The 23,337-nt window shown below is 63.7% G+C and carries 17 protein-coding genes; 16 read left to right on the forward strand and 1 reads right to left on the reverse strand.

Features of this window, described 5'->3' with window-relative positions:
- Window positions 1-239 precede the first annotated feature (239 nt).
- The 13 genes from HA052_RS07820 to HA052_RS07880 all read left to right on the forward strand — a co-directional run bounded on the left by HA052_RS07820 (window position 240) and on the right by HA052_RS07880 (window position 19,178).
- Window positions 240-809: a sigma-70 family RNA polymerase sigma factor gene (locus HA052_RS07820; RefSeq protein WP_166451494.1), complete on the forward strand. Its 570-nt coding sequence runs from the start codon at window positions 240-242 to the stop codon at window positions 807-809.
- The gene (locus HA052_RS07825; RefSeq protein ID WP_166451495.1) at window positions 806-2,605 is read left to right on the forward strand and encodes an ABC transporter ATP-binding protein; all 1,800 of its coding nucleotides are present in this window, start codon (window positions 806-808) and stop codon (window positions 2,603-2,605) included. The genes HA052_RS07820 and HA052_RS07825 overlap by 4 nt, the downstream gene beginning before the upstream one ends.
- Window positions 2,599-4,368, forward strand: a complete 1,770-nt coding sequence (locus tag HA052_RS07830) for an ABC transporter ATP-binding protein (RefSeq protein ID WP_166451496.1) — start codon at window positions 2,599-2,601, stop codon at window positions 4,366-4,368. The genes HA052_RS07825 and HA052_RS07830 overlap by 7 nt, the downstream gene beginning before the upstream one ends.
- A complete protein-coding gene (locus HA052_RS07835; RefSeq protein WP_346774546.1) occupies window positions 4,362-5,309 on the forward strand; it encodes an ABC transporter permease in 948 nt (315 codons plus the stop codon). Before HA052_RS07830 ends, HA052_RS07835 begins: the two co-directional genes overlap by 7 nt.
- On the forward strand, window positions 5,306-6,256 hold the full coding sequence (locus tag HA052_RS07840; RefSeq protein ID WP_166451497.1) for an iron chelate uptake ABC transporter family permease subunit: 951 nt from the start codon (window positions 5,306-5,308) through the stop codon (window positions 6,254-6,256). The genes HA052_RS07835 and HA052_RS07840 overlap by 4 nt, the downstream gene beginning before the upstream one ends.
- Entirely contained in the window at window positions 6,253-7,035 is a 783-nt protein-coding gene (locus HA052_RS07845) for an iron ABC transporter ATP-binding protein (RefSeq protein ID WP_166451498.1), read from the forward strand. Before HA052_RS07840 ends, HA052_RS07845 begins: the two co-directional genes overlap by 4 nt.
- Entirely contained in the window at window positions 7,032-8,021 is a 990-nt protein-coding gene (locus HA052_RS07850) for a siderophore ABC transporter substrate-binding protein (protein WP_166451499.1), read from the forward strand. The genes HA052_RS07845 and HA052_RS07850 overlap by 4 nt, the downstream gene beginning before the upstream one ends.
- 477 nt (window positions 8,022-8,498) lie before the next feature.
- Window positions 8,499-10,739, forward strand: coding sequence for a TonB-dependent receptor (locus tag HA052_RS07855; RefSeq protein WP_166451500.1), 2,241 nt, complete (start codon window positions 8,499-8,501; stop codon window positions 10,737-10,739).
- 534 nt (window positions 10,740-11,273) lie between these two features.
- The gene (locus tag HA052_RS07860) at window positions 11,274-14,210 is read left to right on the forward strand and encodes a type VI secretion system Vgr family protein (protein ID WP_166451501.1); all 2,937 of its coding nucleotides are present in this window, start codon (window positions 11,274-11,276) and stop codon (window positions 14,208-14,210) included.
- A gap of 3 nt (window positions 14,211-14,213) precedes the next feature.
- Window positions 14,214-16,154: a phospholipase D-like domain-containing protein gene (locus HA052_RS07865; protein WP_166451502.1), complete on the forward strand. Its 1,941-nt coding sequence runs from the start codon at window positions 14,214-14,216 to the stop codon at window positions 16,152-16,154.
- Entirely contained in the window at window positions 16,147-17,202 is a 1,056-nt protein-coding gene (locus HA052_RS28145) for a DUF6396 domain-containing protein (RefSeq protein WP_166451503.1), read from the forward strand. Before HA052_RS07865 ends, HA052_RS28145 begins: the two co-directional genes overlap by 8 nt.
- 61 nt (window positions 17,203-17,263) lie before the next feature.
- Window positions 17,264-18,238 (forward strand): DUF6396 domain-containing protein, encoded by a 975-nt coding sequence (locus HA052_RS07875; protein ID WP_166451504.1) that lies wholly within the window; start codon window positions 17,264-17,266, stop codon window positions 18,236-18,238.
- A gap of 148 nt (window positions 18,239-18,386) precedes the next feature.
- A complete protein-coding gene (locus tag HA052_RS07880; protein WP_166451505.1) occupies window positions 18,387-19,178 on the forward strand; it encodes an N-acetylmuramoyl-L-alanine amidase in 792 nt (263 codons plus the stop codon).
- Window positions 19,179-19,255: 77 nt separating this feature from the next.
- On the opposite strand, the gene HA052_RS07885 is transcribed toward HA052_RS07880, so the two are convergent.
- Window positions 19,256-20,011: a glycoside hydrolase family 16 protein gene (locus HA052_RS07885; protein ID WP_346774547.1), complete on the reverse strand. Its 756-nt coding sequence runs from the start codon at window positions 20,009-20,011 to the stop codon at window positions 19,256-19,258.
- Window positions 20,012-20,545: 534 nt separating this feature from the next.
- On the opposite strand from HA052_RS07885, the gene HA052_RS07890 reads away from it, so the two are divergent.
- The 3 genes from HA052_RS07890 (at window position 20,546) to HA052_RS07900 (ending at window position 23,336) form a co-directional block, all read left to right on the forward strand.
- Window positions 20,546-20,986 (forward strand): MauE/DoxX family redox-associated membrane protein, encoded by a 441-nt coding sequence (locus HA052_RS07890; RefSeq protein ID WP_052052126.1) that lies wholly within the window; start codon window positions 20,546-20,548, stop codon window positions 20,984-20,986.
- Between the two features lie 64 nt (window positions 20,987-21,050).
- Entirely contained in the window at window positions 21,051-21,482 is a 432-nt protein-coding gene (locus HA052_RS07895) for a carboxymuconolactone decarboxylase family protein (protein ID WP_081549457.1), read from the forward strand.
- 111 nt (window positions 21,483-21,593) lie between these two features.
- Window positions 21,594-23,336 carry a class I adenylate-forming enzyme family protein gene (locus tag HA052_RS07900; protein WP_166451506.1) on the forward strand — a complete coding sequence of 581 codons (1,743 nt, stop codon included), beginning with the start codon at window positions 21,594-21,596 and terminating at the stop codon, window positions 23,334-23,336.
- Window position 23,337 lies beyond the last annotated feature (1 nt).

Consider the following 23,337-nt stretch of genomic DNA (forward strand, 5'->3'; position numbering starts at 1 on the left):
CTGGTTCTTGCGATGAGATGTTTACGGCATGGACGGCGCGGGATTCCGGCCGTTTTCAGTCATGGGCCAATTGGGCCCGATGCTGCTTATTCATCATGTCGTTCGGGTGTTTTCTGGCTTTTCGGCATAGTTAATGCAAAAGACATTGGATGCTTGTGTCAGGTATGACGTATTGACAATGTCGGCGATAATAATAAAAATGATTATCATTTGCAAATACAAGCGAAAAGGAGAGGGGCGTGGACAATGGCCCGATCACTTTTCAGTCGCAATTGCAGAGCTTGTACCTGGATCACCACGGTTGGCTGTGCGGTTTGCTGCAGCGTAAGTTGGGCAATCCAAACGATGCGACGGATCTGGCTCACGACATTTACCTGCACCTCATTCAGAAAGGGCGGATTCCGCCGGCGGATGAATCCCGTTGCCACTTGGCGCAGATCGCCAAAGGCAAGGTGATTGATTTGCTGCGCCGCCGCCGTTTGGAGGCCAGCTATATGGAAAGCCAGGCCCAGCAGCCGGAGCCGCGCACGCAGTCGGAAGAGGCGCGCGCGTTGGTGAAGGAGGAGATCAAGGGGGTGGACCTGGCGCTGATGGGCAAGTCGTTCAAGGTGCGCCAGGCGCTGCTGCTGTCCCGGCTCAACGGCATGAGCTACGGCGATATCGCCGCGGAGCTTCAGGTATCGGTGTCTTCGGTGGAGAAGTACGTCGCGCTGGGCCTGCAAGCCTGCCGGCGCAGCGTGGAGGCCGGTCTTGGGCCGGGCGCGTGCAAGCAACAACCATTAATCCGTGTTGTAGAGGAGTTGTCATGAGTGTTGAGGAAGAGGTTTTGGGAGAGGCCGCCGCCGCCGGGCCTATCGCCCGCGTGTTGGCGCCGATACGCGGCCGGCTGATCGTCGCCGGCCTGCTGGCGGGGCTGGGCGCCATGCTGAGCCTGGCGCCGCTGGCCGGCGTCGCCCATATCGCGCAGCTGGCGCTGGGCCAGGGCGCGGCCGCGCTGGGCGGCGATGTCTTGTGGCGGGTGGTGGGCCTGAGCCTGCTCTGCCTGTTCGCCGGCATGACGCTGATCCTGGCCGGCGACGTGGTGGCCCACCTGGCGGACAACCGCATCACCGGCCTGCTGCGCCTGGCCATTACCCGCCGGCTGGCCAAGGTGCCGCTGGGTTGGTTCACCAGCCGCGCCTCGGGCGAGGTCAAGCAGGCGATGCACGACGATATCGGCATTCTGCACAGCCTGACCGCCCATTTCTACACCACGCTGGGGCGCAGCGTGGGCGCGGTGCTGGCGTCCATCGTCTATCTGTTTGCGATGGATTGGCGCATGGCCATCGCCTCGCTGCTGCCCTTCCCGCTGTTCTTCCTGTTCTTCGCGCGGGCCCACAAGGCCAGCGCGGCCAATATGGAGAGCTTTGGCGCGGGCATGGCGCGCATCAACAACGCGGTGGTGGAGTTCGTCAACGGCATTCCGGTGGTGAAGGCCTTCGGCGCGCAGCACAAGGCGCACGGCAGCTACCGCGCGGCGATAGACGCTTTTGCCAGCGCTTTCACGGATTTCACCCGGCCGCTGGTCAGCGCAATGGCCAACGCCAACGCCATCATCGCGCCGGTGTCGGTGCTGGGCGTGGTGCTGGCTTTTGGCGCGCTGATGGTGGGCCTGGGCTGGATCGCCCCGGTGGACGTCTTGCCCTTCGCCCTGGTGGCGCCGGGGCTGAGTTCGCCGCTCTTGATGCTGAGCTACATCACTCATGATTTGAACCACGCCACCGGCGCGGCCCAGCGCGTGCATGCGCTGCTGCAGACCCCGGTGCTGGAAACCGCCGCCGGCGCGGCGCGGCCGGCCGACGCCGAAATCCGCGTGGAAGGGCTGAGCTATGGCTATTCCGAGCAGGAGCCGGTGTTGTCCGGCATCGATTTCACGCTGGCTCCCGGCACGGTGACGGCCATCGTCGGCCCCTCCGGCGCCGGCAAGTCCACGCTGGCGCGGCTGCTGTTGCGCTTCTTCGACCCCAGCGCCGGGCGCATCACCCTGGGCGGCGTGGATTTGCGGCAGCTGGACAGCGCGGAGCTGTATCGGCGCATCGGCTTTGTCTTGCAGGACGTGCGCCTGATCCACGCCAGCGTGCGCGACAACATCGCGCTGGGCCGGCCCTCGGCCAGCCAGGCGGAGATCGAGGAGGCCGCGCGCATGGCCAATATCCATGAGCGCATTCTCGAGCTGCCGCGCGGCTACGAGGCGGTGATAGGCGAGGACGTGCAGTTCTCCGGCGGCGAGGCCCAGCGGCTGAGCATTGCCCGCGCGGTGTTGCTGGACCCGCCGGTGCTGGTGCTGGACGAGGCGACGGCGGCGGCCGACGCGGAAAACGAGGTCAAGCTGCAGCAGGCGCTGTCCGCCTTCGCCCGCGGCCGCACCCTGGTGGTGATCGCCCACCGGCTGGATACGGTGATGCAGGCGGACCAGATTCTGGTGGTGGACAAGGGCCGGCTGATTGAGCGCGGCCGGCACCATGAGTTGCTGGAACAGGGCGGCTGCTACGCGCGGCTGTGGGCGCAGGGTCATTACGGCAAGGCCGGAGAAGCAAAACAGGAAGGATGGGTGCCGCAATGTTGAAGACTTTTATTCGGCTGCTGGGGGAGGACGCGGCCAAATTGCGCCGTTATGCGTGGCTGGCGCTGACCTACAGCCTGCTGTGCGGCGTGACCATCGTGATGCTGGCGCCGGTGCTCAGCCATCTGCTGGCCGGCGAGGCGCGCGCGGCCGGCGCGTGGCTGGCGGCGCAGGCGCTGGGCGTGGCGCTGTGCTGGGGCTTGCGGCGCAAGGTGGAAAAAGCCGGCATCGCCGTCGGCATCGCCGTGCTGCAAGGCGGACGCCACCGTTTGGCCGAGCATGTCGGCGGCCTGCCGGTGGGCTGGTTCAGCGCCGGCAACACCGCCCGGCTCAACCACATCGCCACCCAGGGCATGATGGAAATGGCCCAGCTGCCGGCCCATGTGTTCACCCCGCTGTTTGTCGGCGTGGTGACGCCGGTGGTGGTGCTGGGCGCGCTGTTCGCCGTCAATCCGCTGATGGGCTGGGTGGGGCTGGCCAGCCTGCCTTGCCTGCTGCTGGTGTTTGGGCTGACCGCGCGGCTGAGCCAGCGCGCGGACCAGGCCTATCAGCAGCACGCCGGCCAGAGCAGCCAGCGCATGGTGGAGTTCGCGCAGGCGCAATCGGTGCTGCGCGCCTTCAACGGCGAAAGCGGCGGCACGCGTTTCCTGGAGCAGGCCATTGCCCAGCAGCAGCGCTCCGGCCGGCGCCTGATCCAGCTGTCGGCCTTGTCCTCGGTGCTCAACGTCTGGGCGGTGCAGGCCAGTTTCGCCGCGCTGCTGCTGGTGGCCGCGCTGTGGCTGAGCGACCATGCCGGCCTGGGCCTGAGCCCGGCCACGGTGATTCCGGCGCTGGTGGCGCTGATGCTGATGAGCCGCTTCATCGACCCGCTGCTGGACGTGGCTGGCTATAGCGAGGTGCTGCGCGGCGCGCGCGGCCAGTTGCAGGCGGTGGCCAAGTTGTTTGAGGTGGCGCCCATGGCCGAGCCGGTCCGTTCCGGCGCGCCGGCGGACGCCTCGGTGGAGTTGAACCGGGTGGGCTTCCGCTACGGGCCGGAACAGGTGCAAGTGCTGAGCGAGCTCAGCCTGCGCATAGCGCCGGGCAGCATGACCGCGCTGGTGGGCGCGTCCGGTTCCGGCAAAACCACGGTGTTGCGCCTGATCGCCCGCTTCTTCGACGTGGACCAGGGCGAGGTGAAAGTGGGCGGCGTGGATGTCCGCGACCTGTCCAGCGAACGGCTGGCCGGCCAGATCAGCCAGATCTTCCAGGACGCTTATCTGTTTCAGGGCAGCATCGGCGACAACATCCGCATCGGCAAGCCGGACGCCAGCGACGCCGAAGTGCTGGCGGCGGCCAGGCTGGCCGGGGTGGAGGAAATCATCGAACGCCTGCCGCAGGGCCTGGACACGCCGGTGGGCGAGGGCGGCGCGCGCTTGTCCGGCGGCGAGCGCCAGCGCATTTCCATTGCGCGGGCGCTGATCAAGGACGCGCCCATCCTGCTGGTGGACGAGGCCACGGCGGCGCTGGACACCGAGAACCAGGCCGCCATCGCCCAGGCGCTGGCGCGGCTGCGCGGCAAGCGCACCCTGATCGTCATCGCCCACCAGCTGTCCACGGTGGAAATGGCGGACCAGATCGTGGTGCTGGAGGACGGCAAGGTGCGCGAGCAAGGCAGCCATGCCGAGCTGAGCGCGCGCGCCGGCCTTTACGCCCACTTCCTGGAGCAGCGCAGAAGCGCCAAGGGCTGGCGCATCACCGCGGCGCCGGCCGCAGAGGCCGTGTGTTGAAACGACTTGCCTTGCCGCTGCTGCTCTTGGCTTGCAGCGGCCTGTCCTTGATGGTGGGGGCCAAACAGATGGCCTGGACCGGGCCGCTGGCCCTGTCCGACGACAGCTGGCTGACCCTCACCGCCAGCCGGCTGCCGCGCCTGGCGGCGCTGCTGCTGGTGGGGGTGGGGCTGTCGGTGTGCGGGGTGATTCTGCAGCAGATTGTGCGCAACCGTTTTGTGGAGCCGGCCACCTCTGGCGGGCTGGATGCGGCCAAGCTGGGCATCCTGGTGGGGCTGAGCCTGGTCCCTGAGGCCGGCAACCTGGGGCGGATGCTGTTTGCGCTGGCTTTCTGCTTCGCGTCCAGCCTGGTCTTTATCGCCATCATCCGCCGCATCCAGTTCAAGAACACCGTGCTGGTGCCGGTGATAGGGCTGATGTACGGCAGCGTGCTCAGCGCGGTGGCCGAGTTCTACGCCTACCGCCACAACATCCTGCAAAGCATGCAGGGCTGGCTGCTGGGCGATTTTTCCAAGATCGTCGAAGGCAATTACGAGATCGTCTACCTGATCCTGCCCATCGTCGCGCTCGCCTATTGCTACGCCCACCGCTTCACCGTGCTGGGCATGGGCGAGGAGATGGCGGCCAGCCTGGGCCTGAGCTACGCGGCCACCGCGGCGCTGGGCCTGGTGCTGGTGGCGGTGACGGTGGCCGCCACCGTCATCACCGTGGGCGCCATTCCCTTTGTCGGCCTGGTCATTCCCAATCTGGTGGCGCTGCGCTGGGGCGAGAACCTGCAGCGCACGCTGCCCATCGTCGCCGCCTGCGGCGCCTTGTTGATGTTGGTTTGCGACATCATAGGCCGCCTGCTGATCTACCCGTTTGAAGTGCCCATCGGCCTGACCGCGGGCAGCGTGGGCGGCGTCCTGTTCCTGATGATGATTCTATGGAAGCACAAATGAGGGACGCCCTGATCCGCCGCGGCGTCTGGGCGCTGGCGGCGGCGCTGGCGCTCGTGTTCCTGCTGCTGGGCTCCGGCCTGGATTTCGATTACGTGATTCCCAACCGCCTGATCCGCCTGGCAGCGATGGGGGTGGCCGGCGTCTGCATCGCCGTGTCCGCGCTGACCTTCCAGACGCTGACCGGCAACCGCATCCTGACCCCGGCCATCATGGGTTACGAGGCGATCTACCTATTGCTGCAGGCGCTGCTGGTATTGCTGCTGGGCGCGCAAAGCCTGGCGCTGCTGGGCCGTCACGGCAACGCGCTGCTGTCCATCGCGGTGATGCTGGCCTATTCCTGGGCCTTGCACCGCGCGCTATTCCGCAAGGAGCGCAACGATCTCTACCTGCTGTTGCTGAGCGGCCTGGTGCTGACCATGGTGCTGGGCACCTTCACCCAGTTCATCCAGCTCAAGACCAGCCCCGGCGAGTTCGCCATCCTGCAGGGCTTCAGCTACGCCTCCTTCAACCGGGTCCAGCCAGGGGCGCTGCTGTTTGCCGCGCTGCTGACCGCGGCCGCGGCCTGGCTGGTGAGCCGGCGGCTGGCGGTGCTGGACGTGCTGCTGCTGGGGCGAGAGCAGGCCATTTCCCTGGGCGTGGACTACGCCGGCAATGTGCGCATGCAGCTGGCGCTGATTGCGGTGCTGGCGGCGGTGTCCACCAGCCTGGTGGGGCCCACCGCCTTCATGGGCGTCTTCGTCGCCAACATCACTTATGCGCTGGCGCGCACCTTCCGGCATCGGGTCACGCTGCCGCTGGCCTGCGCCGTCGCCATCGCCATCTTTATTGCTGCCCAACTCCTGGTGGAGCAGCTGTTCAACTACAAAACCACCGTCAGCATCCTGGTCAACCTGGTATGCGGCGCCTATTTCCTGGCGCTGATGGTGCGCAGCAGAGGACATGCATGATCACGCTTGAGCGCGTCTACAAGGCCTACGGCGACAAACAAGTGCTGCGCGACGTCAATCTCAGTTTTCCCTCCCGGCAAGTCACCTCGCTGATCGGCCCCAACGGCGCCGGCAAGAGCACGCTGCTGATGTCCATCGCCCGGCTGCTGAAGCCCAGCGCCGGCCGCATCCTGATGGATGGCGAGGAGATAGAGCGGATCCCGCTGCGCAGCTACGCCAAGCGCGTTGCCACCTTGCGCCAGCATCCCAATATCGGCCTGCGCCTGACGGTGGAGGAACTGGTGGGCTTTGGCCGCTTCCCCTACAGCCAGGGCCTGCTAAGCCGGGACGACCGCCGCGCGGTGGACGAGGCGCTGGCCTTCCTTGGCCTGCAGCCGCTGCGCGCCCGCTATCTGGACGAGCTTAGCGGCGGCCAGCGGCAGATGGCTTTTTTGGCGATGTGCATCGCCCAGCAGTCCGACTACCTGCTGCTGGACGAGCCGCTCAACAACCTGGACATGAAGCACGCGGTGCACATCATGCAGGCGATACGCCGGCTGAGCGAGGAACAAGGCCGCACCGTGATCCTGGTGGTGCACGACATCAATTTCGCCGCCAATTACTCGGACCACATCGTCGCGATGAAGGCGGGCGCGGTGCATGGCTGCGGCCCGGTGGCCGAGGTGGTCACCCAGGCGCGGCTGCGCGACCTCTACGGCCTGGCCGTGGACATCCTGCCCAGCGAGCGCGGCTTCGTCTGCAATTACTTCAATCCCTCACCCTCTGGAGAAACCGTATGAGCAACGATAAGAAGCCGCGCGCGCGCGCCGCCCTGCTGGCGCTGGCCGTGGCCGGCGGCTTGCTGGGCTGCGACGCCCGGCAGGCCAAATCCGAAGCCGCCGCCGCGCCGGCGGCCCAGGCCGCCTACGCCCCGCTCACCATCAAGCACGAGCTGGGCACCACCCAGATCAACAAGCGGCCGGAGCGGGTGGTGGCCTTCGACATGAGCGAGCTGGACGCGCTGGACCAACTGGGCGCGCCGGTGGCGGGCATCTCCAAGGACTATGTGGCCGGCTTCCTGAAGAAGTACGAGCAGGACCCCAAGGTGATGGATGTGGGCACCACCATCCAGCCCAATCTGGAACGGCTGCACGCGCTCAAGCCGGACCTGATCCTGATCTCGCCGCTGCAGGCGCAAAGCTACCCGGAGCTGAGCCGCATCGCGCCGACGCTGCATTACGACATCGACCTCAACAACCGGCCCGGCCACACCCTGGACACGGCCAAGGAGCATTTGCTGACCCTGGGCCGGATTTTGGGCAAGGAGGCGCTGGCGCGCGAGAAAGCCGGCGAGATCGACGCCAAGATCAAGCAGGTGCGCGAGGTGACCGCCGGCCGCCCGGAGAAGGCCTTGATCGTGCTGCACAACAACGGCGCTTTCACCTCCTACGGTGTGCGTTCGCGCTACGGTTACATCTTCGACACCCTGGGGGTGAAGCCGGCCAGCATGGAGACCAGCAGCGGCTTGCACGGCCAGCCCATCTCCAATGAATTCATCCAGCAGGCGGACCCGGACATCTTGTACGTGATAGACCGCACCGCGGTGATGGAGCGGCGGCCGGCCCTGAACCTGAAAACCCTGGACAACCCGCTGTTGCGGCAGACCAAGGCCTGGCGCAATGGCAAGGTGATCTTCGCCGACGCCGAAACCTGGTATCTGTGCACCGCCAGCCTGAGCTGCCTGAACCGGATTGGGGATGAGGTGATCAAGGGCTATCGCAGCTGAAAGCCGGTTTACGATCTTTGCTGCCGTGTTTTGAAATCCAGCACGGTACGCGGAAAACCGCGCAGCCGATGTGTCCCGGCCCTTCAAGAGATTTCCGCGTGGGTATCGCTGCGCTCCTCCCACCCTACTGATGACGAGCAAGCCTGTGTAGGGTGGGAGGAGCCGTAGGCGATACCCACCAGTGGCCTCTATGTTCACCAAGGTAGCTCTTGAAACCAATTGGTTCATGATCAGCTGCGAGATGTGAGGCGCGGCCCGGTGAGCTGCGCATTTGAAATGCTCCTACCCCTTGTACATTCCGCTTTCTCAGCGGTTTTCGCCCTTGCTCGCGAGACGTTGAACAAGCGCTAAGCCGGGAGCGATTTGACTTGACGGCATGCTATTAGAAATGATTTTCATTTCTATTTGAGGGTTTCGCACTTTGCTTCGGAATACATAGTGAAGTGAAACAATCTCCTCACGTAGAAAGGAATCTGGATGTTGAGTCAGAAACGGTCGGCCTCCCCCATATCAACTACACGCCGACTCGCGCCGCAATCCGTCTTCCCGCTGAACAAACTTCTCTCCGCCACCCGCCTGGCCCTGTTGGTGGGCTTTGGCGGCATCGCCTTGGCTCCGACCGCGCTGGCGCAAGGCACGGACGCCGCGCCGGCCAAGGCCCAGGCCGGCAACAGCGCGCCGGAACGGCTGGCGCCGGTGGTGGTGCAAGGCCGCCGCGTCTACGCCGGCGGCCAGCTGGCCACCGATAGCCGGGTGGGCGTGCTGGGCAATCTGGACGTGATGGATACGCCGTTCAGCACCATCAGCTACACCGAGGACTATGTCGAAAACCAGCAAGCGCGGGATATTGGCACATTGATCGGCGCCGCAGACGCCTCGGTCTATGTGGCTAGCAAACGATCCGTCAAAGAAACATTCAATATCCGCGGCTTTCCCACCTCCGCCAACGATATGACCTTCAACGGCCTGATCGGCATGGCGCCGAATCAGCGCAGCTCCACCGAAATGGCGGCGCGGGTGGAAGTGCTCAAGGGGCCGTCCACCCTACTCAACGGCATGCCGCCGGAAGGCAGCCTGGGCGGCAGCGTCAACATCGTGCCCAAGCGCGCGAGCAACACGCCGCTGACCTCCATCACCGCGACTTATGAATCCGACAATATGCCCGGCGTGCACTTGGATGTGGGCCGGCGTTTTGGCGACAAGCAGCAATGGGGCGTGCGCTTCAACGGCGTTTACCGCAACGGCGACACCGCGGTGGACAAGCAGAAGCAGGACATGGGCCTGGCCTCGCTGGGCCTGGACTGGCGCGGAGAGCGCGCCCGCGTTTCGCTGGACCTTTACAAGCAGCGGGAGAGGTTGGACGGCATCAACTACTTCGGCATCTTCTCCATCGCCCCCGGCGTGACCCAAGTGCCTACGCCCAAAACCGGCGATTATCAGCTGGCGCCGGATTGGGCCGCCAGCATTAACAACACCCAGATGGCCATGCTGCGTGGCGAATACGAACTGAGCGATGCGCTCACCCTGTTTGGCGCATGGGGACAGCGGGACGTGGATTTCGACGCCCAGATCACCAGAAATCAATTGCTGAACAATGCCGGGGACATCAACGTGAACGCCTTTCGCTTAATCAGCGATGGGACGCAGAAATCCGGCGAGGCCGGCGTGCGTGGTCATTTCGACACCGGCAAGATTCAACATAAATGGTCGCTGGTGGCCACGCGCTACACCTCGCGGTGGAACTACCAGGATGGCAGAGGTCCCTCCTTCACTACTAATTACTATGCGCCGTCCTTCGGACCCAAGCCGGCGTTCCGGTATATGGGCAGGAGCGTTGAGGACAAGCTGGGCAGCATCGCCCTGGTGGACACCCTTTCCTTCATGGACGGCAAGGTGCAGTGGACGGTGGGCACGCGGCGTCAGAATGTGCAGAGCAGCAACTACGACGCCGCCGGCGCGCAAACTTCCAACTACGACCAAAGCCGCTGGTCCCCGGCCACCGCCCTGCTGGTTAAGCTATCGGACCAGCTCTCGGTTTACGGCAACTACATTCAGGGCCTGAATAAAGGGGACCCCGCGCCCGCTGCGGCCAAGAATGCCGGCGAAAGCTTGCAGCCGTATCAGACCGAGCAGTACGAGCTGGGCGCCAAGCTGGATTGGGGCAGCATTACCCATAGCCTGAGCCTGTTCCAGATCGCCCGGCCCAGCGCTTACACCAGCCCGGACAGCAATGTCTTCGGCGTGTACGGCGAGCAGCGCAACCGCGGCCTGGAGTGGAGCTTCTGGGGCGAGGCCAGCCGCGGCCTGCGCCTGATGGGCGGCGCGTCCTACACCAAGGCCGAACTGACCAAGGCGCTGGACCCGACGCACCTGGGCAAGCAGGCCACCGGCGTGCCCAAGGTGATGGCCAAGCTGGGCGTGGAATACGATATCGCCGCCTTGCCGGGCCTGACCGCCACCGGTAACGCCCAGTACGTGGGCGAGCGCTTCGTCCGCGACAACAACCAACTGTCCTTGCCGTCCTACACCCTGTTTGACCTGGGCGCGCGCTACACCACTAAGGTGGCGTCCAAGGAAATCACTCTGCGCGCGACGGTGCAGAACGTCGCCAACCGCGCTTACTGGGCGGGGTCATGGAGCGGCGGCGACGGCAGCGGCTTGTCCGGCGGCCTGGGCGCGCCGCGTACCTTGCTGTTGTCCGGCACCTTGTCGTTCTGAGAAGGTGTTCACGATCTAGCGAGCTAGAGCGAGACAAGGCGAAAATGGCTGAGAAAGCGGAATGTACAAGGGGTACATGAGTATTCCGAAGTGGTTTTCAACAACGCTCTATTCTATCCACCCCGCCGAGGCGCAGCAGATCGTAAACAGGCTCTACTAGTGGAGTCTTTATGGCTTAAGTCGATAAAATTCAACAGCTTATCGTTGATTTTTTCGACTTTTGCTTTTCTTGCCAAGCCATAACTTTCCTTGTTTTGACTTTTTAATGCCGGCAAACAAGGTTTAAGCCGCTTTAGTTGATTGATAAGAGTTTAAACCTGTCCTTTTGGCCAGTTTTGTGAAAATGGCAATTTTCTTGGATTGCCCGCTAAGTGCCGGTTATCTAAAATATTTTGGCTCAAATTTTGTCATCTCCACCCTCATTACGCCTCACGGCCCCCATCCGCAGACCAGGTCGAAGCCCGTCGCCATGGGGGCTTTGCATAAGGCTGGTTTGGGGGTGTTTTGATTTTGGATAGTTCGAAGGACCGCCCCATGGACCTCAGCACCCTGCTCGCCAGCTTCGCCTCCGCCTTCAACCAAGACCAGCGCCTGCTCACCCTCAGCCTGGGCGACGGCAGCGTGGCGGCCGAGCAACTGCTGCCCTTGAGCTTGGCCGGCGAAGAAGGCGTGTCCCGGCCTTACGCCTACCAGCTGGTGTGTTTATCTCCAGACGGCGCTATCGAACTCAAGACCCTGCTTGGCCTGCCGGCCCGCATCGGCATCCTCGACGCCGCCGGCGCGGAGAGCCTGCGCTGCGGCGTGGTGTCCAAAGTGGAAAGCCTGGGCTCGGACGGCGGTTTCAGCCGCTACCAGCTGACCATCGAGCCGCCGTTCGCGCTGTTGCGCCACCGTATAAGTTCACGGGTGTTCCAGGACCTGTCGGTGCCGGACATCGTCACGCAGATCCTGGCCGAGCATCAGCAGGCCAACCCGGTGTTCGCCCGGGTGCAGACGCTGGAGTTCAAGACCGGCGCCGCTTCCCCGCGCAGCTACTGTCTGCAATACCGCGAGAGCGATTACGACTTCATCGTGCGGCTGCTGCACGAAGAGGGCTACGCCTGGCGTTTCGACCATCTGGACGGCGAGGTTCCTCAGGTACAACTGGTCGCCTTCGACGACCCCTACAGCCTGCCGCCGGCAACCGTTGAGCGCGTGCGTTTCCACCGTAGCGACGCCACCGAGGCCGAAGACGGCCTGACCGAGTGGAACGCCCAACGCCAGATCGTCCCCGGCGCGGTGGCTTTGGCCAGCTTCGACTACCAGCCGGTGCAGACCCAGCACAGCGGCGACGACAGCCGCATCGACCAGGGCCAGAACGGCAAGGCGCTGCAATCGTCGCTGCACGACTACGACCCGCAATCGCTGTACTACGCCGGCGACGCCGACCAGCTCAGTCACTACGCCCAGCTGCGCCAGCAAGCGCATGACCTCAAGGCCAAGCAATTCAGCGGAGGCGGTTCGGTGCGCGGCCTGGCCGCCGGCCAGTGGTTCCGCCTGGACGACCACCCGGCCCACGACGGCGACAGCAGCGAACAACGCGAATTCGTCGTCACCCGCCAAGCCTTAAGCGCGCGCAACAACCTGCCGGCGGACCTCAAAGCCTTCCAGGATGGCAAAGAAGCTCAACCCTTCCGCGCCGACTTCGACGCCCAACGCCGCGGCGTGCCGCTGACCCCGGCCTACGCCCACACCGAACTGGCCAAGCCCAAGTCCCGCGGCGTACAGACCGCCACCGTGGTGGGACCGCAAGGAGAGGAAGTCCACACCGACCAGCACGGCCGCATCAAGGTGCAATTCCACTGGCAACGGCCAGACGAACACCCGAGCATCGGCGCCAACCTGGACGACAAATCCTCCTGCTGGCTGCGGGTGGTCATGCCCAGCACCGGCGCTGGCTGGGGCCATCAATTCATCCCGCGCATCGGCCAGGAAGTCTTGGTCGACTTCATCGAAGGCGATATCGACCGCCCGGTGATCACCGGCGTGCTCTACAACGGCAGCCACCCGACGCCGGACTTCAGCGGCGCGGGCGCCTTGCCGGCCAACAAAACCCTGTCCGGCATTAAGTCCAAAGAACACCAGGGCGGCCAGTACAACGAACTGCTGTTCGACGACACCCCCGGCGAAGTGCGCGCCAAGCTGAGTTCCGAACCCGGCAAGACCCAGCTCAACCAGGGCTTCCTCACCCATCCGCGCAGCAACGGCAAGGCCGAGCCGCGCGGCGACGGCTTCGAACTGCGCACCGACAACCACGGCGCCATCCGTGCCGGCCACGGCCTGCTGCTGTCCACCGAAGCGCAGAACGGCGCATCCGGCAAACAACTGGCGCGCGAACAAGCGCAAAGCCAGCTGGACGCGGCACTCAGCCTAAGTCAAAGCCTGGGCGACACCGCCAGCGGCCAGCAGGCCGATACCATGGAAACCGGGCCGGACAAGGTCAATCCGGACAATAGCAAGGCGGGAAAAGGGGATAAGGGGCATCTGCAGCACCAGGCCGCGGCCTTGAAAGCCTGGGAGGCGGGCAGCAACACCGACAAGGACGGCAAGACCGCCAAGGAACAGACGGGCCGCCAGCCCTTGCTCATCCTGTCCGCGCCGGCCGGCATCGCCAGCCTGAGCCAGCAAAGCCAGACCGTGGCGGCCGGCACCAATCTGGACCTGGTGGCGCAGCGGGACACCAACCAGACCAGCGGCCGGCGCTGGATTCACAATGTGGGCCAGCACATCAGCCTGTTCGTCACCGGCCTGCAAGACAAGATTTCGCTGAAGCTGATTGCGGCCAAGGGCAAGGTGCAGATGTTGGCGCAGAGCGACAGCGTCGAGGTCACCGCGGACAAGGACGTGACGGTGACTTCCTGCAAGGAAAGAATCACGGTGGCGGCCAAGCAGGAAATCCTGCTCAACGTCAGCGGCGGCGCTTACATCCGCATCGCCGGCGGCAATATCGAGCTGCATTGCCCCGGCAAGGTGTCGGTGAAGGGCGCCAGCCATCAGATGAGCGGGCCGGCGCAAATGACGGTCACGCATCCGGATTATCCGCAGAGCATTCCCAGGATGCCGTTGTCGCTGCGCCTGGATCAATCGCCGCAAGGCGGCAACAGCAGCTGGACCGGCATGCCCTATACCCTGCATGCCGACGGCGGCGAGGTGGAGCGCGGCATCATTGACGAAAGCGGCCACCTGGCGGTCAAACATGCGGTCACCACGCAAAAATACACGGTGGAGCTGGCCAACGGCGTCAAGTTCGATATCCCGGTGGCCAATGAACTGAGCAAACCGGACAAGGGCGCGCTGGCCAACGCCGGCTTCCATAAAGTCGTGGCCGGCGGCGCGCCGCCGGACGGCCGCGTGGAGCCGGATGAGCATGCGCGCGCGCGCTACCACCGTTTGCTGAATGGCGAGGCCGACGCTTCGCCCGCAGGAGAGTAATAAATGAGCGCGAACACGATAGTCTCCCCGATCTGCGTCAAAGAGCCGCTACGGGCCAATTTGACCCTGCCCTGGTTTTTGCAGACCAGCGAATACGCGCCCCATGAGGGCAGCTTCCAGCCCCTGGTCAACGGCGAGGCGGCGTTTGCCTCGGTGCATTACGTCATCGCCAAGGCCAAGAAAAACGTCAGCATCATCTGCTGGGGCTTTCAGCCGTCCATGTACTTTGTCCGCAAGGGCGCGGACATGGTGAAGTACGCGGACATCGCGGAAGCCGTGCCGGCGCAGATAGGCAAGCTGCTGGAGCATAAGGCCAAGCAGGGCGTGCAGGTGCGGGTGCTGTGTTTCGCTTCCAAGCCGGCCGGCATGTACGTCAACAGCACCGGCGCCACGGTGGATGAGTCGCAAACCCCGGGCCGCTGGAGTGTGGGGATTAAGGACAAGCCGGGCTATGAAACCCCGGAGCAGTATAAATACGATTCGCAGTGGTATTCCTGGTATGACGAGGACCAGCCGGCGGCCGGCGCCTCGGACAAGATTGTGCGGGACAGATTTCACAAGGATATCCCCAGTAAATACCTGCATTTCCGCAGCCGCGGCTTTGGCCCTTATACCCGCACTCATATTGCAACGCAGGATTACGACGACAAGGGCTTGAAGAAAAGAACCAAGACCGCCTTGGCGATAGGCCCCAGCCATCACCAGAAAATGGTGCTGGTGGATTACGACGACGCGCAAGCCCATGTCGGTTTCGTCATGGGCCACAATATGTTGGACGAGTACTGGGACACCAATGCCCACAGCGCCAAGCCCAAAGCGCCCAATCTGGGCCGCAACGGCACGGTGGGGCCGCGCGAGGATTTTTCCAGCCTGATCACCGGCCCGGCGGTGGGCGATCTATTCCACAATTTCCGCCGCGCCTGGCGCGACGAAACCAAGGAAGACCTGCCGTTGCCCGGCTGCGGTTTCGGCAGTTATGCGCCGCGGGTGGATGGGCAGGCCAATAAGGCCGCCATGGTGCAGCTGCTGCGCACCCAGCCGGAATACAAGAAACAGGACATCAAGAAGCTGTATCTGAAGGCGGTCAACAATGTCACCTCCTACATCTTCATCGAAAACCAGTATTTCCGCTGGCCGCCGCTGGCGGAAAAGATCAAGGATGTGGCCAAGGCGCAGAAGCAGGCCGGCCGCCCTTACCCTATCTATCTGTTCGTGATCACCAATACCAGCGACGCCGGCGTGGGCGCCGGCACGGTCAACACCTACCGGATGCTGGACAGCCTGGGGCGCGCCGATACGATTCCCGGCGTGGCGCGCCAGGAAAAGGCGGATGATGTGGAGGCCAGGCTGGGCCAGGCCAAGCAGGCGGAACGAGAGGCCAAAGTGGTGAGCGCCTTGAACGTCATGGCGCCGGCAAAGCTCAAAAACAAGATCAAGGAAGCGGAGGCAGACGCCACGGCTTATCGCGAGCGTATGGAAAAGGAGTACGAGGCCGCCCAAAAGCCGGACGCCCCCATTGCAGCGGTAGAGCAGCCCGGGCTCAAAACCCATATTTGCTCCATCGTGGCGCCGGACTCCCCTGGGGGGGCATGGGCTGAAACTTACATCCACGCCAAGCTGATGATTATCAACGACGCTTTTCTGACGCTGGGCTCGGCCAATATCAACACCCGCAGCATGCAGGTGGACAGCGAGTTGAACATTGCGCTGGACCGGCCGGAAATTTCCAAGCCGCTACGTCAGGAGTTGTGGGGGAGGCATACTAATAGTTGGTCTGGGGCAAATCCGGATAGGATGGATAGGGAGGCACCAGCAAAGCTAGCTTTTAAAAAATGGCGAGATATCTTGAATGAAAACAAGGCTGCCTTTAGCAACTCTTTGCCCCCAGTCGCGCCTCTTCGCGAGTTTTTGCGTACAGACCCTGCCCGGAGCAATAGTGATTAAGCCCGCATTTCTGACCCTGATTCTGACCCTGAGCCTGGCCGCCTGCGGCGGCGGCGCCAAGGAGCGTTCCGTGCCTGATTTGAAAGAAGTTGAAGCCAAGCTGGCCTTCAGCTGCGCGTATGAGAAAGACCATTTGCCGGCCTTGGCCCCGGAAGCGGAGCAGTTATACCGCTACGCCCGCTGGTTGCAGAAGAACCAGATTGAGAAGGAAGACCCGCTGCGCTTCCCGGAGATGGAGCGTTATTACCGCATCGCCACCGCTCACGGCCATTACAAGGCCAATCTGGAGCTGCGCGACATGATAGGGCGGGGCACGGCGCGCAGTGAGGACCCGGTCAAGGAAACGCTGGACCTGACCCAGGAGCTGATAGACCGCGGCATTCCCGGCGGCTACTACGATATGGGGCGCTATCTGAAGGCCGGCTACGGGGTGAAACAGGACGAGGAGCTGGCCAACCGCTACTACCGCAAGGCGGCGGACCTGGGCAGCCCGGAAGCGCAGTATCTGGTGGGAGACAAGCTGACGGGTTTGACGATCGCGCAACCAGGACCCTTTGCTATTGGCAATCAGATGAAGAAGTGTGCGGCGGAACAGGGGCATGGAAAAGCTGCACTTGAATATGGTACCCAGTTACGTCTTGAAAAAAAATTGTCTGAAGCAGTTAAATACCTGCAGCTTGGTACTCAAGGGGGAGATGAGACGGCGGCTTTAAATCTGGAAGATGGTTTCAGTTCAAACAAAGACCCGAGTTTGAAATGGAAGGATCTGGGCTTAGGGCAGGATGATGAGCGTAGTCGTCGTTACAAGATCATCGGCGATGTTCTCAGCGACTACTCCTACGCCCACCCCAAGGTACCGGAATTGGACGAGATTGTGCCGCTGCCGCCGGCTCCGCTGCCGGCCTGGGACGGCAAGCTGAAGTGGCTGGAGGCGTTCAAGGCCAATGTGCCGCCGGAAAAACCGTCGGAAGCCTTGATGAGCCAGTTGGCCGCGGCCAAGGGCCTGGACCCTAAGACCGGGCGGCCGCTGAACGGCAAGCATGGTTAAAACGCTGTACGCCTTGTCGCTGTTGGGGGCTCTGGCCGCCTGCGGCGCCAAGGAGCGTTCCGTGCCTGATTTGAAAGCAGTCGAAGCCAGGCTGGCCTTCAACTGCGTATATGAGAAAGACCACCTGCCGGCCTTGGCCCCGGAAGTGGAGCAGTTATATCGCTACGCTCGCTGGTTGCAGAAGAATCAGATCGAGAAGGAAGACCCGCTGCGTTTCCCGGAGATGGAGCGTTATTACCGCATCGCCACGGCTCACGGCCATTACAAGGCCAATCTGGAGCTGCGCGACATGATAGGGCGGGGTACGGCGCGCAGCGACGACCCGGTCAAGGAAACGCTGGACCTGACCCAGGAACTGATAGACCGCGGCATTCCCGGCGGCTACTACGATATGGGGCGCTACCTGAAGGCCGGCTACGGTGTGAAGCAGGACGAAGAGCTGGCCAACCGCTACTACCGCAAGGCGGCGGACTTGGGCAGCCCGGAAGCGCAGTATCTGGTGGGAGACAAGCTGACGGGTTTGACGATCGCGCAGCCAGGCCCCTTTGCTATTGGAACCCAAATGCTGAAGTGTGCTGGTGAGCAGGGGCATGGAAAGGCTGCGAAGGAGTATGCAGTTCAAATGCAGGGTGAAACTAATTCTGAAGCAGTAAAATTTTTCCAGTTGGCTATCAGATCGGGGGATGCAACTTCTGCGTTGAATTTGGGAAATGCTTTTGGTCCCATCACTGAAGATAATAAACAGTGGGATGATCTGGGGCTAAAACAGGACGATGAGCGGCGGCGACGTTATCTACTCATTATGGGTGTGTTAAGCGACTACTCCTACGCCCACCCCAAAGTGCTGGAACTGGACGAGATCGTGCCGCTGCCGCCGGCCCCGCTACCGGCCTGGGACGGCAAGCTCAAGTGGCTGGAAGCGTTCAAGGCCAATGTGCCGCCGGAAAAACCGTTGGAGGCCCTGATGAGCCAGCTGGCCGCGGCCAAAAGTCTGAATGCCAAGACTGGGCGGCCGCTGGGCGGGCGACGCGATTGACGCCGATTTTGCAGCGGGTCGCGGCCCGCTCGCGTTGAACTGACGTCCGTCACCACCGCCGAACCCCTGCGGCTGGGAGGACTCAGACTCTATGTGCCGGCTGTCTGGCCGGCCGCATCCCTTCCCATTCCCCTCCTGGAGATTTTTCATGACGCCCATCCTGTTCAATACCTATCGCTCGGTCCAAGGCTTCAACAAACGCGTCCGCTTCCTGATCCTGCATTACACCGCGCTGGACTTCGCCGGCTCCATCAAGGCGCTGACCGGTTCCGGCCAGGTGAGCGCGCATTATCTGGCGCCGGACCCCAGCGATCCCAGCTATCAGCAGGCTGGCTTCAAGCAGATGAATCTGTTCAATCTGGTGGACGAGAACGACCGCGCCTGGCATGCCGGCGCCAGTGCCTGGGATGGCCGCAGTAATCTGAACGATTCGTCCATCGGCGTGGAAATCGTCAATCTGGCGCGGGAGGAGAAGGGCGGCATGGCGTTTCCGCCTTTTCACCCGCAGCAGGTGGAGGCGGTGACGGAATTGGCGCGGAATATTCTGGCGCGCTATCCGGACATCAGCCCGGTGAACGTGCTGGGCCATTCCGACATCGCCGTGGGCCGCAAGAGCGATCCGGGGCCGATGTTCCCGTGGCGGGAGCTGCATCAGGCCGGGGTGGGCGCGTGGCCGGAGGCGGAGACGCAGTGCCAGTACGCGCGGCGGTTCCAGCAGCAGGGCTTGCCCAGCCGGGAGAAGATGCTGGAGGCGTTCAAGCATTACGGCTACGAGGCGGCGGCGGGCGGCGACGCCGGCTTTACCGCCCTGGTGCGCGCCTTCCAGATGCATTTCCGCGCCGGCGATTACCGCGGGGTGATGGATGTGGAAACCGCGGCCATCCTGTTCGCCTTGCTGGAGCGTTATTGGCCTAAGCGCTTGGCCATGATCAAGCTTTAACGAATCTTGTATTCAGTGAGAAACCCGGCCGCCAGGCCGGGTTTTGTCGTTATCGCCGCGAAAATGCCGCTGCGTGCTTATTTGGCGGCGGCCGGGATGAAGGAGAACTCCTTGATCACGATCTCCACTTCCTTGCCGTCCTTGGGCGGCCGTCCCTGGAACAGCCATAGATTGATATGGGGCGGCAGCGGCTGCTGGGGCACCAAGCGCGTGGGGTCCGTCGGGGCGAAGTTCCAGCGCGCCATTTCATACAGGTCGCCGTCCTGGTGGCCGTGCAGCGATTGGTAGAGCACCCGGCTGGCGTTCCAGTTGAAGCGGTGGGTGCTGTAGTCGCCGTTGAGGTGCGGTTCAAAGGCGTAGGAGGTGGGCTTGGGGCCGGGTACGGCCGGGTAGACGGTGTAGTTGCCCATCGGGTTTTGCCGGTTGCCCCAGCGGGCGAATTCGATGTCGATTTCATTGCTGGCGTCCGGGCCCACGTCCGGCGTCGGGTAGTTGAACAGGCCCAGCACGATGTTGTCGTCGAACAGGTCCGGCCGGCCTATCAGCTTGAACTGGTAGCGGCCAAAGCCCAGCCGCTGCGGCAGATAGGCCTCGGCGCTGCTCCACTTGCCGCCGCGTTGGGCGATCTTGAGATGGAGCCGGCCTTGGGCGTCCACCCAGGCGTTGTTCTCGTCCCAGTCGTTGGGGCCGGGGCCGCTTTGGCTTTGGCTGCGGACTTCCCAGACGTAGCCGGAGAAATTCAGGGTTTTGGCTTGGGCGGCGCCGGCTAGGGTCAGGCCGGCGGCGAGGAGGGGGAGCAGGAAGCGGCGCATGGTGTGTGCCTTTGGATCCACGAACAAAACCCCTGATCCTGCGTCCGCCTTTTTGTCGTACGACGGGTGCTGTAGCTTCGCAGAAACTTCGTTTTCTGCGTCGGCGCGTCTTGGCTCAGCTTCTCCGCGAGGTGTTGTCGGCGGTTCTTCGTTGTGGATAAGCCTGTCATTTAAGCGCGGCGGGGGCGGCGGGTAAAGGGTGTTTTTGCCGAGCCAGGTTGTCCGTCCGGACAGGCGGCGGCGCGGACGGGGTCATGCCTGCCGGGCGGCGAGGGGGTCATGTCCCTGCGGCGCGGATCTGGGCTCGGTTCCTGTCCGCGCGATCTTGTTTTCATATATCTCATTTCCTTTTCAATGGCTTGCGCCGTTTGGCGTCAGGCGATCCGCGCAACGTCTTTCCGGTTTCCAAATACCGTCATGCGCTTTGTCATGGTCGGAAAATTCATTCTTGTCCCTTATGCCTATCGAGTATGTCTATTACAGTGCAATCCATGTTGCATAACAAGACGGCGCGCCGCCGCTTGTTGGCATCCATATCGATTGGGAGGTTTAGGCATGCAAAAGGAAAGCGCCTGGAAGGCGGTGTTGCTGTTGGCCCGGTTCGCATTGGCGGCGGCGTTTTTGTCGGCGGTGGCGGATCGCTTCGGCTTCTGGGGCCATATGGGCGAACTGGGGGTGTCCTGGGGAACGATGGAAAACTTCTATCGCCATGTGGCCAAGCTGTGCCCGTGGGCGCCGGCCGGCCTGATTCCGGTGCTGGCCTGGGCGGTGAACGCGCTTGAGGCGGTGTTGGGCGTGACCCTGCTGCTGGGCGTTCAACTGCGCGCTTCCGCCTGGATCAGCGCAGCGCTGCTGTTGGTGTTCGCCTTGAGCATGGCCGCGTTCCAGAGCCTGAAGCTGTCGCTGAATTTCAGCGTGCTCACCTGCGCCGCCTGCGCCGCGCTGGTGTACCTGGCCAGCTCGCTGGAAGCTGCGCCGGGCGCGCGCCGCGCTTGAAGTTTCCGGGCGCGGCCGGGCCGCGCCCGCTTCCTGTCCTTATCCAAATTTAGGAGTGTTGATCATGAGTAGCTTGCGTCTTGCTTATTACGAATTGTCCCCGGAACTGCTGCAGGGTTTCCGCCTGGTGAAGCAGGGCCTGGAAAAGAGCGTGCTGGGCCTGCCGCTGATCGAGCTGATCTATCTGCGCGTGTCCCAGATCAACGGTTGTTCCTTCTGCCTGAACATGCACACCAAGGCCCTGCGCGAGCGCGAGGAGAGCGACCGTCGTCTGGCGGAACTGGCCGGCTGGCGCGTCAGCGCCCAGTTCAGCGAGCGCGAGAAGGCCGCGCTGGAATGGGCGGAGGCGCTGACTTATGTCGTTGAAAGCCATGCCGACGACGCCGCCTATCTGCCGCTGAAAGCGCATTTCAGCGATCAGGAGATTTCCGATCTGACCTTCGCCATCGCGCTGATGAACGGCATGAACCGGCTCGCCGTCGGCATGCGTCAGTAAGCGCCTGACCAAGGGCCCGCTCGCGAGAGCGTGAGCGGGCTCGCAGAAAGTCCACCCACCCGCCTGGCCGCAAGCGGCGGGCTAAACCAACGCCAGCAGACACACACCGACATGGACCACCTGATTAAAAAGCAAGCCTGGGACGCGCTGTTCAACGATCCGGAACTGGGCGCCGGCAATTTCCTGTTCAAGGCTCACGCCGCCTACGACGGCAGCCGGGAAGACTATCTGTTCCTGGAAAAGCCTTTTATCGGCCCGCGCGGCAACGCCTATCAGTCCTTTTCCCTGGACAGCCTGTTCCAGCTGGTGAGCGATCTGGCGGCCTGGTACCGCCAGCAGGGCATCCAGGCGGGGCGGCATGTCTGCTTGTTCCTGGGCGACGGCATTCCGTCCTTCCTGCACTTCCTGGCGCTGGGCAGCCTGGGCTGCGTGCCGGTGCTGATCAACGGCCATCTGCGCGCGGACATCGCGGCGCTGTACGCGCAGCGCAACCGCTTCGACGTGTTCGTCTACGACAAGGAAACCGACGCGCGTTGGGACCTGGCCGGCGCGCTGCGCGGCCTTACCGCGCTGGACGCGGGCTTCAACGCCGGCGCGGCGGTGGCGTTGGCGCCGCTGCCGGCTTCCGGCTGGCCGGCGACGGTGAAGGACGAGGACATCGTGATGGTGTGCCACAGCTCCGGCACCACCGGCATTCCCAAGGCGGTGCTGTTTGGCCACGCGCAGTTCTTCAACGGCAAGCGCGAGCGTCTGCGCGGCTTTGTCGAGCAAGACGAGGACAAGCTGGCCACCGCGATGCCGCCCACCCACGCGGCCGGCGTCAGCTATCTGATGACGGCCACCATGCTGCAATTGCCGGCGTTGGCGCTGGCGACGCAAACCGGCCAAGTGGCGGCCAATCTGATCGCCAGCTTCCAGCCCACCATCGTCACCGCGTTTTCCCAGACTTACGCCTCCTTCGCGGAACTGAACTTGCCGGATGGCTATTTCGACTCGGTGCGCCGCTATTACAACACCGGCGACACCGCGCACGAGGCGCATATCCGCCAACTGCTGCGCCTGGCGCCGCGAGGCCGCTTCACCGATATGTTCGGCGCGTCCGAGCTGGGCATGTCGCAGTTCTTCAAGGTGTCCACGCCGGAGCAGGTGGCCAGCAAGCGCACCGTGGGCGCGGCCGCGTCCTACGCGCGCTGCGATGTGCTCACTCCGCAGGGCGAGTTGTTGCCGGACGGCCAGCCGGGCTATATCGGCGTGCGTTCGCCCACGGTGACGCCGGGTTATTACGGCCAGCCGCACCTGACCGCGCTGACCACGCTGAACGGCTACTGGCTGACCGGCGACATTGGCCTGCGCCTGGACAACGGCGAGTTCGTCCATCTGGACCGCATCGTGGACGCGGTGCCGACCCCGCTGGGCGTGCCGGCCTACACCCTGCTGCTGGAAGAACATTTGCTGAGCCATGCGGATCTGTTCGACGTCAGCGTGATCGGCGTTTCGCGCGGGCCGACGCGCGAAGAGGCGGTGCTGGTGCTGGCGCGCGGCAAGGCCGGCGCGGCGCTGGACGCGGACGAGGTGCTGCGCCAGGCGCTGGACTGCTTCCCGTTCAAAGGCCGCGGCGCGCTGCCGGACTACACCGTGTGCGTGGGCGTGCTCGGCGACGACTACGCCTTGCCGGTGGGCTCCACCGGCAAGGTGCTCAAGCGCGTGGCGCGCGAGCAGTTCTGGAGCTGGCAGCGCGATTACGACGACGGCCTGCGCGAGGTGTTCAGCGCGCTGCGCTGGAACCAGTCCCTGGACCGTCAGCCGGAGGCGGCGGCGGAGCCGCAAAGCCTGCTGGATTACCTGAGAGGCTGAG

The sequence above is a fragment of the Chromobacterium fluminis genome (assembly GCF_011602385.1).
GTDB lineage: Bacteria > Pseudomonadota > Gammaproteobacteria > Burkholderiales > Chromobacteriaceae > Chromobacterium > Chromobacterium fluminis.

Coding starts and splice junctions, on each gene's coding strand:
- HA052_RS07900 (WP_166451506.1), top strand. CDS start 21,594: ATGGACCACCTGATTAAAAAGCAAGCCTGGGACGCGCTGTTCAACGAT.
- HA052_RS07860 (WP_166451501.1), top strand. CDS start 11,274: ATGGACCTCAGCACCCTGCTCGCCAGCTTCGCCTCCGCCTTCAACCAA.
- HA052_RS07840 (WP_166451497.1), top strand. CDS start 5,306: ATGAGGGACGCCCTGATCCGCCGCGGCGTCTGGGCGCTGGCGGCGGCG.
- HA052_RS07855 (WP_166451500.1), top strand. CDS start 8,499: ATGTTGAGTCAGAAACGGTCGGCCTCCCCCATATCAACTACACGCCGA.
- HA052_RS07845 (WP_166451498.1), top strand. CDS start 6,253: ATGATCACGCTTGAGCGCGTCTACAAGGCCTACGGCGACAAACAAGTG.
- HA052_RS07895 (WP_081549457.1), top strand. CDS start 21,051: ATGAGTAGCTTGCGTCTTGCTTATTACGAATTGTCCCCGGAACTGCTG.
- HA052_RS07850 (WP_166451499.1), top strand. CDS start 7,032: ATGAGCAACGATAAGAAGCCGCGCGCGCGCGCCGCCCTGCTGGCGCTG.
- HA052_RS07890 (WP_052052126.1), top strand. CDS start 20,546: ATGCAAAAGGAAAGCGCCTGGAAGGCGGTGTTGCTGTTGGCCCGGTTC.
- HA052_RS07880 (WP_166451505.1), top strand. CDS start 18,387: ATGACGCCCATCCTGTTCAATACCTATCGCTCGGTCCAAGGCTTCAAC.
- HA052_RS07865 (WP_166451502.1), top strand. CDS start 14,214: ATGAGCGCGAACACGATAGTCTCCCCGATCTGCGTCAAAGAGCCGCTA.
- HA052_RS07825 (WP_166451495.1), top strand. CDS start 806: ATGAGTGTTGAGGAAGAGGTTTTGGGAGAGGCCGCCGCCGCCGGGCCT.
- HA052_RS07830 (WP_166451496.1), top strand. CDS start 2,599: ATGTTGAAGACTTTTATTCGGCTGCTGGGGGAGGACGCGGCCAAATTG.